This window comes from Steroidobacter cummioxidans, from assembly GCF_003104955.1.
The window spans coordinates 1-11,006 of sequence record NZ_LSRW01000122.1 but is presented as its reverse complement, the minus strand read 5'-3'; the positions used below and the strand labels follow the sequence as shown (position 1 = coordinate 11,006).

The following is an 11,006-nucleotide window of genomic DNA, read 5'->3' as shown; positions in this document are numbered from 1 at the left end:
TTGACGGCCTCGTTGAGCCGGCCGGTCTTCACGCCGTAGATCGCTGCCAGGTCGCGATCCAGAATGACCCGACAACCTCGCAATAGAAGGATCGATGAGCTGATTTTCTCCATCGGCACGAGCGCTGTATCTTCGTTCTTGGTCATTCTTTGCTCCTGGAGCTTCTGGAAATGTCCTCGTACAATTTCAGCATCTCCCCGCCGGGCTGCGGACGGCGGAAAAAGGGGCTAAACCTTCGGGTTGGCCCCTTTCTCTTTTCTGGGGTTCTGCTACTCCGGTCCCTCACCCGCGTCTCATCGCGCGTTCCCCCGACGGCTATTACCGTCTTCGAGCACGTCGATGATCCTGACGACGAAGCGCTGCTGCGTCTTCGACAGCGCCAGCAGTCGCTCCGCGTGCCTCACGCAGCGCGGAGATAGCCGCCGCCCCTTCGCCGCGCGGACGGCATTGGACATCCCAATCAGTTCTTCGACGGGGACCTGAAACACCTTGGCGATTTTGGCCACCACGAGCACGGAAATCCGGCGCTCACCGAGTTCATACGCGAACACTGCCTGTGGCGAGACGCCGATAACTCGCGCAAGTTCGGCTTGCGTCATGCCATGCGCTTTACGCAGCTGGCAGACATGCGCGCCTAGAGCCGTGAAGTAAGCGCGTGACTCAGTTCGGATACTCATCGCCGCGCCCCCAATTGATCGAGCGCGTCCAGTCCGCGCTCGATCAGAGGAATGACGACGAGGAGCACATCCGCGAGGCAATGAACCTCGACCATGTCATGCGTCGCTGCTCGTTCCGCCACTGTCACAACGGCGTGTGCCAATTGCAGGTTGCGGATCGCTACATTGAGTGGGTCCAGCCCGACCGCCGTTGTTTCGCCCGAGGCGCGTTCGGGTCGCGCCTCGGCCTTGCCGGCGCCGCTCACTGGGCACCGGCCCGGAGCTGTCGCAGCTCCTGTTCCAACTGCTCGATGCGCTCCAGGCAGCGCACAGCCAACGCCGCCATACCCTCCAGAGCGTCGGCGGCACGATTGAGCCGGAACATCAGCGAGCCCTGCTCCGCCCGAACGACTTTCGCCGTCGCACGCAGTACGAGCGCGGTGGCCCGCGCCTCGGCGATGTCATGCATGACGTTCATGACCCGCCTCCCTGCAGCTTGCGTGCATCCAGCGCGATGAGTTCCAAATCCAAACATGCGCCGCCGAGCCGCTCGACCACGCGTTCCAATGCGTGATTCAGGCACCAGTCGTCGTCGGGGCCGATCACACGCCTGGCTATGTCGACGACAGCGGTAATGTCGAACAGATCGGCGCGAACACCGTGGATTCGCTCGGAGAGGGATATCGTCTGATCGGTGCCGACGTCACCGGCAGCAGTGTCGTCGGTGCTCATGCGACACCGCCTTGCCGGCGCATCCCGGCCGGGACTTGTGCGCGTTGGACGATCAGCTCGTCGACCGGGTCGGCGGTGTGGAACCGGTGGGCCTTGGCGGCGGACCATGCCGCGACAGCCCGGGCGAAGGTGGGAACCTGGAAATAGAGACGACCGCGACAGATTCGCGGAATAATGGGCACAGCCATGACTGCCTCCGATGGTAGGCGGTTGTGGTCAGGCCGTCGTCGGTGCTCCAACACCGGCGGCGGCCGCTCACGGCAGCAGGCAGTCAAAAGCGGGGGTATTTCCGGGGGGAACTTTCTTCAGTCTCAACCGCGAATCTTGCGCAATTCAGCGCCGATTTGCGCATTTTGGAGGGTCGCCGCCTCCACCATCACCTGTTCCGAGGACATCCAAGAAGATGCATATGTCTTCGGAATTACTCGAGATCCGACCATCCCCGAACAGTCGACGGCACCTGTCGAAGACGCTCGCGTCCTGGTGAATGGTCTGGTGCAAGTAGAGGTCCGTCTCAAAGTGAATCGCGCGGAGGAAGTCACCGTGACTCGGGTCGTACAAAACGGTGAGTCCTTCACATTCGATGCCTCGGAAGGTTTGATCGCGGAGGCCACTCCGCGCCTCTATGGCGACAATTGACTCTATCTGCAAATGAAGTACTACGAGAAGAGCGCTGCCGGCAAGCGAGCACTACAGGGCGGCGGCATGTTCGGCGTCCAGACACGCAGACCCGATGGCCTCCCCAGCAGTGGCGGCACCGTAGTCGGCGGATCTAAAGGCTATGCGATCGAAGTGATGGTGACAGCGTCGGCGCTGTGAGCAGAGGCCGGAACCGCGGCGAGCGGCAGGACTGAGCTCTTTACGGTCTGCGCCCACCCAGCGCCGCTCCTCCCTCTCACCCCCCAAACACCTTCGACAGAAACCCCCGCTCCTCCTTCGGTTTCCGCCGCCTGGGCAATCCCTCGTACGTCGGGACAGCCTCGAGCGTGCGGAGGTCCTGCACCTGACGCAGCCGCCACAGCTGACGTTGCGGACTCGATAGCAGCGGCGTGTAGTAGATGCAGCCGGGGAAATAGTAGTGCGTCACCTGGCTCAGGCGGGTTCGGTTGCGATCGAGGACCGGCGAGCCGCCGTGGAAAATGTTGGCTGACCAGATCAAGCACTGACCGCGCTTCAACAGCGCGGGCTGCGAGCTGAAGCCCGCGTCGGCGAGAATCTTCTCGATGCGATCTTCGTACTTTTGGTACTCGCTTGCGACGGGCTCCAGACCCAGGTCGTCCATGTGGAATACGGGCAGTCGCTGGCTGCCCGGAAAATACCGCAATGGGCCGTTATTCAGATCGATGTCTTCGAGCGCCACCCACACGCCGCACATGAACCCGAACGGCAGCGTATTGAAGTGAATGGTGTCGCTATGAGAGCGCTGTTCCGTGCCGCGCTCGAAATTCAACGTTTGAAAAGGGACCGGCGGCCTCTGATAGAGCGCCTGCAAAGCGGCCAGAATGGCGGGCTCCGTCGCGATCTGTCTGACGGCTGGCGAATGTTGCCAGGCATCCTGCACTCGGCCCGCCGCATCGTATCCGGTTGCTGGTTGCGTGTACTTGCCAACGAGTTGAGCGACGGCGTCGGTCAGTGTGGCTGGCGGGATGCCGGTCTCTTCGAGGACGAGATAGCCATCGTTGCGAAACTGGTCGACCCAACCCTGCTGGGCGCTGGACAGGTCCCGATAGCAAGCCTTGGAACGATAATCGTCCTCCTCGAACCAGGGGCGCAGCTCCACACCAACATCTCCGTTGAACAGGTATGTTGCAGTGTAACAAGACTCCCTACATCCGTCCCGATCAGGCTCGCGATAGCAGCGGCGTCGTTTCCTGGATCGGTTCGTTCACAGTGGCAAAGAAACGCGCTTCGAGCTCCGCGACCGAGAGCGGCTTGGCCAGGAGGAAGCCCTGCACTTCGTGGCAGCCGCGGGCCAGCAGCCAGTCGAGCTGACCTTGCCGCTCCACCCCTTCGGCCGTGACCACCAGATTCAAGCTGTGCGCCAGTGACAGAATCGCGCTCGCCACCGCGGCGTCGCCGGGCGAGTTGTCGATGTCGCGCACGAAGGCCTTATCGATCTTGATTCGATCGGGCGGGAAGCGCGTGATGTAGGCCAGCGATGAATAGCCGGTGCCGAAGTCATCCAGCGCAATTCGGCAGCCCAACTGCCGCAAGCGTTTAAGTGCGCCCTGCACCGTCGCCGAGTCCTTTATCAGCAACGACTCGGTCAGCTCGATCTCGATCAACGACGCGGGGACATTCGCCGCTCTTGCTTCGGTTTCGACCACCTTGGCGGGATCGCCGTGCAAGAGCTCCTTGCCCGAGCAGTTGATGGCGACGGGCAGCACGATGCCTCGATCCAGCCACCTGCGCAGTTGCCGACAGACGGCTCGCACCACCCAGCCGCTCATATCCAGGATCAAACCACTGTCCTCGGCGATTTCGACGAAACGATTCGGTGAGATGTCGCCGTACTCGGCATCACGCCAGCGAAGCAAGGCCTCGACGCCGACCAGCTTGCGATCCTCGATACGGAACTTGGGTTGGAAGACCAGGCTCAGCAGATCGTTGTGAACGGCCTTGCGTAGCCGACCCTCCAATTCGAGCCAGTCACGCATCCTGGCGCTCATCGCGGGTGCGTACGAGGCAACGGCGCCCGACGTTGCCTTGGCGTGGTACATCGCCGTGTCCGCATGTTTGAACAGAGTGGCCACGTCCGCGCCGTCGTCTGGATAAACCGCGACACCGATGTTCGGCGACGAATAAAACTCCAGCGCATCGTGAGTGATGGCGAGCTTGAACGCTTCGGCGCACCGTCGCGCAATCTCCATGGCGGCTTCACGAGCGGCGGCTCGTCGCATCACCACCACGAACTCGTCGCCGCCGAGCCGCGAAATCAACACTCGCTCGGGCTCGATGCTGAAATCATTCACCGTGCGCACCAATCGATCCGCAAAGGCGCGCAACACGGCGTCGCCCATGGCGTGACCAAATGAATCATTGACGCGCTTCAGACTGTTGAGATCGATATAGACGACGGCGACGTTGTCGCGTTCCTGCTCAGCGGCAGAGAACATCGAGGCGGCGATTTCCATGCAGCGCTGCCGATTGGGCAGCCCTGTCAACGTATCGAAGTAAGCGAGCCGCTCGATGCGTTCGGTGCTCGCGATCAGCGCCCGCGCACTGGCCGCGTTGCGCAGGATGTATTCGAGACGTCGCGGCAGCAGCGCCCAGTTCACTGGCTTGGAAACGAAGTCAGTTGCGCCCGCTTCGAACGCCAGCGTGATCGCATCCGAATCCTCGTGACCTGTCACCATGACAATCGGCGTGGTCGCGAACCGCGCGTCGGCGCGCAGGCGGCGGCAGACTTCATAGCCGTTGAGCCCTGGCATATCGACATCGAGCAACACGATCGATACTGGACTGGCTAGCGCAGCGGCGAGCGCATCGGCGCCATTGTCGAAGGCCAATGCCTCGAGCCCAACCTCTGCCGCGGACTCCTCGAGGAGCACGCGACCGGTCGACTCATCATCGGCGATGATAGCTATGCCTGGATGTCGATCGACGGTGTTCATGCGCTGGCCTTCAAGGTCAGTCCCAGCAATGTATCCATCAGCGGCGGGTGCGCAGCCTGGATCAACTCATGCAGCTCGGACGCTCGCTGTAGCTCGCCCGCGATACACAGTTGCTCCAGACGACGCAATTCCTTGCCGTAAGTCAGCGCACCGACGTTCGAAGCGCTCGACGCCAGCTTGTGACAAATCCCAGCCGCAGCAGTCAGATCTTGCGTCGACATCGCGGCGCTCAGCTGCGCGAGTGACTCCGCCGATCCTGTTCTGAACAGTTCCACCAGCTTCGAATACAAGTCAGTATGTCCGCGGGCGCGGAGCTTTCGCATCGAGGCAACCGCCGCTGCATCGACGCTTGCAAGCGCATCATGCTTCACCAGCGCGACCGGCAGTTCGATCACTTCGGCCGTGGTGACGGTCGGGTGCGTCACCAGCCACTTGCGCAACAAGTGCGCGCACTCCTCCAGCGTGTAAGGCTTGGTGAGAATGTCGTCCATGTCGGCGTGCAGACATTTTTCGCGATAAGTGGTCGCATCGTGCGCCGTAAGCGCCACGATCGGTGTGCGGGCGCCCTGCTTCGCTCGCTGGCGGATCAATTTCGTCGCCGCGAAGCCATCCATGTCCGGCATGTTCAGATCCATGAGGATCAGGTCGAAATGCTCGCCGGCAATACGCGCCACAGCTTCGTTGCCACTCTTCACCCACACGCTCGTGCAACCCAGGCTCGCCAGATAGCCCTCCGCGACCGCCGCGTTGACAGGCTCATCCTCGACCAGCAACACGTGTCCTTTGAGCATCGGTGCATTGCCAGCGACGTTGCGTGACGAATCGATCGGCGCCACCTCGACGCCGCTGGCAACCGCCAGCGCTTCACGCAAGGCGATCCGATGCACGGGCTTGAGAACGATGGTCTTCTCATCGAGGAGCGTGCGGAGGTTGTTGGATTCGGCCTCGAAGTTGGTCGCGATGACCACCAGCCCTGGCCAGGACGACTGGCCCGTCAGCAGGAGGTTCAAATCCTCTGGATGCGTGCTCACGTCGAGGATCGTGATCTCATCCGCAACCGCCGAGGTGTCATCCGCCGGCGCGAGCCCCAGCGATGTCACATGACGCGTCAGCGACTCGCGCAGCGACGTGCGATGCGTGAGGATGCGAACGGTACGACGAGGCAATCGTCAGTGGCAGGGAAAGATGGAAAGTTGAACCGACGTGCGGCGCGCTCTGCACCGTGATCTCGCCGCCCATGATGTCGGAAAGCTCGCGGCAGATCGCCAGACCCAGACCAGTGCCGCCGAACTTGCGCGTCGTCGTCTCGTCGGCTTGAGAGAACGGTTCGAAGATGCGCTTCACGGCCTCCTCATCCATACCGATGCCGGTATCGGCCACGGAAATCCTGGCAACGGCGCCATCCTCCTCGACCGTCACATCGGCGCGCACCACGACCTCACCGTGCGAAGTGAACTTCACCGCGTTGCCGACGAGGTTCATCACGATCTGCCGCACGCGCAGTGGATCACCGAGCAGCGCCCGCTCGCCGTGCACAGGCGGACATACGATCAGCTCGATGCCTTTGCTCTCGGCGGCCCCGGCAAACAGACTGGTGCACTCTTCCAGCACCTGCCCAAGGTCAATGGGTAGGGCTTCGAGCGCCACCTTGCCGGCACGGATCTTCGACAGGTCCAACAAGTCATTCACGATCTGCAGCAGGATCTGCGCCGAGGAGCGAATGGTCTTGGTGAGATGAGATTGTGTCGCCGACAGCTGCGTCCGCGACAGCAGTTCGGTCATGCCAACGACGCCATTCATCGGCGTGCGCAGCTCGTGACTCATGCGATCGAGGAAGTTGCTCTTGGCTTGCGCGGCCTCGGCGAGCTGACGGTTGCTTTCGACGAGCTCACGCGTCCGCAACTTTACTTCGGCGTCGAGCAGCTCGCGTTGCTGTACCACTGCCTGGTACTTGCGCCGCTGGCGGTGAGCGCGATACAGGATCACGCCCAGAATGAGCGCAGCGTACGCGGCATAAGCCCAGGGCGATTGCCACGGCGCCGGAGCGCGATCGATGGTGAGTGTCAGCGGCTGTTCGCTCCACCCCGAATCGGAGGTCGCGGCACGAACTTCCAGCACATGTTCGCCAGCGGGCAACGTCGTCAGCGTCACTCGCCGCTGACTGCCCAGATCGATCCAGTCATCGCTCAAGCCCGGCATGCGATATGCCAGCCGATTGTGTTGCTTCGAGCCGAAATCCAGCACCCCGAAATCGAGCGACACGATGCTGTCGCGATAGCTGAGCGGAATGTTTCCGAGCAGCCAGAACGGAGTGGCGCTACGCATGCGCACGCCGAGAATATCGACGTTGGTCAGTGCCAGTCGCGGCGGCTGGCGATTCTCGCTCAGTCGCCTCGGATCGAAGATGTTGAACCCGCCCGCACCGCCAAAACACAGGCGCCCGTCACGCAGGCGGTGATATGAGCCGAAAGAGAACTCCTCGCCCTGCAGCCCGTGTTCTCGATGATAGACCTTGATCGCACCACTGCTGGGATCGAAGCGCATCAGACCGGAATTGCCACTGAGCCAGAGCGAGCCCGCATCATCGGCGACGACGCCGTACAGCGTATCGCTCGACAGGCCCTGCTCGCGCATGAACGTTTTGAAGCGGATCTGTTCCGGAGCCGCGGACGAGCCCAGGACTTGCGACAGGCCGCCGCCATCCGTCGCGAGCCACGCACTGCCATGCGCGTCGAGCGTCACTGCATAGATCACATTGATCGCGAGCGACTCGGGGTCGGTCGGATCGTTCTTGAATACCTTCACCACGTGGCCGTCGGCCCGGGCCAGATTCAAGCCATTGATGGTGCCGATCCACCAATGGCCGCGAGCATCCTCTACGAGCGAAGTCACTTCGGGGGCGCTGATATCGCCGGGCCGGTCGCCAAACGGCAATTGACGAATTGCGCCCGACGCCGGATCGAGCACGTTCAATCCTCCACCGAACGTGCCGATCCAGATTTGACCGCTGCGACTTTCAGTGAGGGTCATGATGCCCGCCGCGCTGGTCGCTCGCGGATCCCCCGCCTTTACGGGAATCGATTCGATGCGCCCGGTGGTAGTGAGCTTTTTCACGCCACCGGTCATCGTGCCGATCCACAGGTTGCCGAGTGAGTCCAGCAACAGCGACATCACGCGCTCGTCACGCAGGACCTGATGATCCTTGGTGAGCCTCTCGAGCGGCGTCGTTTCGTTCGTTCGAGGATCGAACTGGCGCAGCCCGCCATCCAGCGCCGCTATCCAGACGCGGCCGTCCGGCGCATCGGCGAACGCATTCACCGCCCCGCTCCCCACCCATTGCGGGCGCCGGCCACCGAGCTCCCAACTGCGCGGATTCCAACGGCTCACGCCACCAGTTCGCGTGCCGATCCAGACCACCCCCGCCTGGTCCTCGTACAACGACATGACGAAAGAATCGCGCAGCGAGTCCGCATTGCTGTCGTCGTGGCGGAAATGCGTGAACCGTCCGCTCGCGCGACCGAGCAGATCGAGTCCATCCACGGTGCCTACCCACAAGCGGCCGGCCTGATCTTCGAGGACGCTGCGAACATCATCATTGCTGAGGGCATGTGGCTCGCGACCCTGGCGGTACGAAGCGAGCAAACGACCCTCGCGATCCAGCCGCGTCAGACCGGTCTTGAAACTGCCCACCCACACCGCACCGCTCTTGTCCTCGAGCACATGGGAGATTTCCTGGTCCACCAGGGAGCCAGCGGCACCGGCCGGAGGACCGAAGGGAGTGATCGATTCATCCTTGAGACGCCACAGATCGAGGCCTTCCTGGGTGCCGATCCAGACATCCCCGGAACGTGCCAGCGCTAGCGTGAAGATACGATCGCTGCTGAGCGCCGCCCGGCCACGACCTGTTGAGCGCAGGTGTCGAATGTTGCCGGATGCGGGATCGAGAACGTCGACGCCGGCGTCGCTGGTGCCAATCCAGATTTGTCCACGCGAGTCGACAAGCAGTGCGCGAACGCTATCGCTCGCCAGAGAATCGGGGTTGGATGGATCGTGACGATAGCTCGTGAACGTGTCGGACTTGCGCCGCCACCGCGCCACGCCGCCGTCGCGCAGCGCGATCCACAGATCGCCGCCAGCGTCCTCGGCAATGTCCCAGATGTAGTTCCCCGATAGCGCGTCCGACGCCCCACGAACCGGGGCGTAGCGATGCAGAAGGTGGCCGTCATAGCGCACCAGACCGTCTTCGGTGCCGATCCAGACAAACCCCTGCGAGTCCTGCAGAGTGACCATGACCGTCGATTGCGGCAGGCCCTCGGCGGTGGTCAGGTGTTCCAGAATGAGCTGAGGGGCATCGGCCGCCGTAGCGATCGATGCCGTCAACAACCAACCTGCGATGATCAATGACGCCCGCCAGGCGCGCGTCAGCGGATTTGCGCTCACCTGCACAGCTTGCCCGACGGTTGCAAACGCAACCGCTGACTGGTTTGAGGAATCAACGCGTGCGGCGCAAGGACCGCACGACGCGCGTCACAGTCTTGGGAAATCCCGCATCACTCGTTGGGCACCCAGGAAGCGATGGACGCCGAGCGAGTGCCGGTGGCATAGCTCTGAGACATGGCTTCCCACCACGCCAGGCCCTTGCTCCAGGTATAACCCTTGCTCCAGGTGAAGCCTTTCGACCAGGTAAATCCCTTGCTCCAGGTATAGCCCTTCGACCAGGTGAAGCCTTTGCTCCAGGTATACCCTTCACTCCAAGCGTAGCCCTTGCTCCAGGTGTAACCCTTCGACCAGGTGTAACCGTCGGCATCGACCGTGTCGCCCCAGGCAGTGCCTTCCATATCCATGATCACGTAATTGCCGTGGTCATCGATGTTGGCCGGACCGCCAAAGTGCGCGCTACCGTCGAGATCGGCCTGCAGATTCAAGCCGCGGTTGGCGCACCCGGTCGCAGGGCTGTTGACCGCGGCGACCGCGTTGATCAAGCCCGCGCCCTGCTGAAACACGCTGTAGGCAAGCTTGCCCTGAGCAGTGATTGCCGGCCGCGTCGAGACCAGCAAACGGCACTTCACCGTGTCCGGGGTCAGGCTCGGGTCGCTCTGTAACATCAAGGCCACGACACCAGTCGTCACCGCCGCACCCTGCGACGTACCCGACATCGTGAACAGGTTGCTCGCCAGATTCATCGAGTCCTTATCCAGCGTCGCGAGATAACTGCTGCTCGGCATGGATGACGCGATGTGACCGCCCGGCGCCACCATTTCCGGCTTCACGAAGCCTTCATACGTCGGACCCGCCGACGAGAACGAAGCGAGACGATCGTCCGTCGGGTCGTACGGCGTGTTGCCATCGGTCAGCGCGCCGACCGTGATGACGTAGGGAACGTTGCCCGGCACCGAAATCGTCATCGGGCTCGGGCCTTCGTTGCCCGCCGAAACCACGACAACAATGCCCGCGCGCCACGCCGCCATGACGGCCTGGTTCAACGGATCATCCCAGTAGTACGACTGCGGGGACGCACCGAACGAAAGGTTGAGCACGCGAATCTTGTACTTGTCGCGATTGGCGACGATCCAATTCACGCCGGCGATCACATCGGTATAGCGGCCCGCGCCTTGGCCATTGAATGCGCGCACTAGCACGAGATTCGCCGACGGCGCGATACCGGAATAGCTGCCGTTGAGCGCTTTTGCGCGCCGCTAGCCGCGATTGCCGTCACATGCGTGCCATGACCATATGGGTCGCCCGCGATGGGACGATTCCCATTGGTCACGTCGACGGACGCCAGCACGCGATTGCCGTAGTTCTGACTCACGTCCTGCCAGAAACCAGTGTCGAGCACGGCGATGGTAACGCCCTTACCCGTGATGCCCGCAGAATGCAGCGAGTCCGCCCCGATCAATGCTGGATAGTTTGTTTCGTAGAGCAAGCCCAGCGTATTCAGACCCTTGCCGTCCTGCAGCTGTTGCTGAGCACTCAACCTGTCTCTTATACACATCTCCGAGCC

General features: G+C 62.3%; 14 protein-coding genes. 2 read left to right on the top strand and 12 right to left on the bottom strand.

Annotated elements, in window-relative coordinates; all coding sequences use genetic code 11:
- The 6 genes from D0550_RS37060 to D0550_RS34415 form a co-directional block, all read right to left on the bottom strand.
- On the bottom strand, positions 1-113 hold a 113-nt coding region (locus tag D0550_RS37060), incomplete at its 3' end, for an ORF6N domain-containing protein (protein WP_349770763.1).
- A 180-nt stretch (positions 114-293) separates the two neighbouring features.
- Positions 294-677: a helix-turn-helix transcriptional regulator gene (locus D0550_RS34435; RefSeq protein ID WP_116813778.1), complete on the bottom strand. Its 384-nt coding sequence runs from the start codon at positions 675-677 to the stop codon at positions 294-296.
- Entirely contained in the window at positions 674-922 is a 249-nt protein-coding gene (locus D0550_RS34430) for a hypothetical protein (protein WP_116813777.1), read from the bottom strand. Before D0550_RS34430 ends, D0550_RS34435 begins: the two co-directional genes overlap by 4 nt.
- Positions 919-1,134, bottom strand: coding sequence for a hypothetical protein (locus tag D0550_RS34425; RefSeq protein ID WP_116813775.1), 216 nt, complete (start codon positions 1,132-1,134; stop codon positions 919-921). The genes D0550_RS34430 and D0550_RS34425 overlap by 4 nt, the downstream gene beginning before the upstream one ends.
- Positions 1,131-1,388, bottom strand: coding sequence for a hypothetical protein (locus D0550_RS34420; protein WP_116813773.1), 258 nt, complete (start codon positions 1,386-1,388; stop codon positions 1,131-1,133). Before D0550_RS34420 ends, D0550_RS34425 begins: the two co-directional genes overlap by 4 nt.
- Positions 1,385-1,576, bottom strand: a complete 192-nt coding sequence (locus D0550_RS34415) for a hypothetical protein (RefSeq protein WP_116813772.1) — start codon at positions 1,574-1,576, stop codon at positions 1,385-1,387. Before D0550_RS34415 ends, D0550_RS34420 begins: the two co-directional genes overlap by 4 nt.
- 307 nt (positions 1,577-1,883) lie before the next feature.
- On the opposite strand from D0550_RS34415, the gene D0550_RS35160 reads away from it, so the two are divergent.
- Both D0550_RS35160 and D0550_RS35155 read left to right on the top strand, forming a co-directional pair.
- Positions 1,884-2,027, top strand: a complete 144-nt coding sequence (locus tag D0550_RS35160) for a hypothetical protein (RefSeq protein WP_161966231.1) — start codon at positions 1,884-1,886, stop codon at positions 2,025-2,027.
- A 12-nt stretch (positions 2,028-2,039) separates the two neighbouring features.
- Positions 2,040-2,207, top strand: a complete 168-nt coding sequence (locus tag D0550_RS35155) for a hypothetical protein (RefSeq protein WP_161966230.1) — start codon at positions 2,040-2,042, stop codon at positions 2,205-2,207.
- A 76-nt stretch (positions 2,208-2,283) separates the two neighbouring features.
- On the opposite strand, the gene D0550_RS34405 is transcribed toward D0550_RS35155, so the two are convergent.
- From D0550_RS34405 to D0550_RS36640, 6 genes are all read right to left on the bottom strand, one after another.
- Positions 2,284-3,168 (bottom strand): phytanoyl-CoA dioxygenase family protein, encoded by an 885-nt coding sequence (locus D0550_RS34405; RefSeq protein ID WP_161966229.1) that lies wholly within the window; start codon positions 3,166-3,168, stop codon positions 2,284-2,286.
- Positions 3,169-3,229: 61 nt separating this feature from the next.
- Positions 3,230-5,002 (bottom strand): putative bifunctional diguanylate cyclase/phosphodiesterase, encoded by a 1,773-nt coding sequence (locus D0550_RS34400; RefSeq protein WP_116813767.1) that lies wholly within the window; start codon positions 5,000-5,002, stop codon positions 3,230-3,232.
- Positions 4,999-6,168, bottom strand: a complete 1,170-nt coding sequence (locus D0550_RS34395; RefSeq protein WP_153067486.1) for a response regulator — start codon at positions 6,166-6,168, stop codon at positions 4,999-5,001. Before D0550_RS34395 ends, D0550_RS34400 begins: the two co-directional genes overlap by 4 nt.
- Entirely contained in the window at positions 6,071-9,442 is a 3,372-nt protein-coding gene (locus D0550_RS34390) for a hybrid sensor histidine kinase/response regulator (protein ID WP_153067485.1), read from the bottom strand. Before D0550_RS34390 ends, D0550_RS34395 begins: the two co-directional genes overlap by 98 nt.
- Positions 9,443-9,552: 110 nt before the next feature.
- Positions 9,553-10,641, bottom strand: coding sequence for a S8 family peptidase (locus D0550_RS34385; RefSeq protein ID WP_116813764.1), 1,089 nt, complete (start codon positions 10,639-10,641; stop codon positions 9,553-9,555).
- A partial coding sequence (locus D0550_RS36640; RefSeq protein WP_275129312.1) for a S8 family serine peptidase occupies positions 10,635-11,006 on the bottom strand: 372 nt, incomplete at its 5' end. The genes D0550_RS36640 and D0550_RS34385, both read right to left, overlap by 7 nt.

Excerpts from the sequence above, each read along its gene's own strand:
- D0550_RS34400 (WP_116813767.1), bottom strand. The coding sequence starts at position 5,002 with ATGAACACCGTCGATCGACATCCAGGCATAGCTATCATCGCCGATGAT.
- D0550_RS34420 (WP_116813773.1), bottom strand. The coding sequence starts at position 1,388 with ATGAGCACCGACGACACTGCTGCCGGTGACGTCGGCACCGATCAGACG.
- D0550_RS34435 (WP_116813778.1), bottom strand. The coding sequence starts at position 677 with ATGAGTATCCGAACTGAGTCACGCGCTTACTTCACGGCTCTAGGCGCG.
- D0550_RS34425 (WP_116813775.1), bottom strand. The coding sequence starts at position 1,134 with ATGAACGTCATGCATGACATCGCCGAGGCGCGGGCCACCGCGCTCGTA.
- D0550_RS34415 (WP_116813772.1), bottom strand. The coding sequence starts at position 1,576 with ATGGCTGTGCCCATTATTCCGCGAATCTGTCGCGGTCGTCTCTATTTC.
- D0550_RS35155 (WP_161966230.1), top strand. The coding sequence starts at position 2,040 with ATGAAGTACTACGAGAAGAGCGCTGCCGGCAAGCGAGCACTACAGGGC.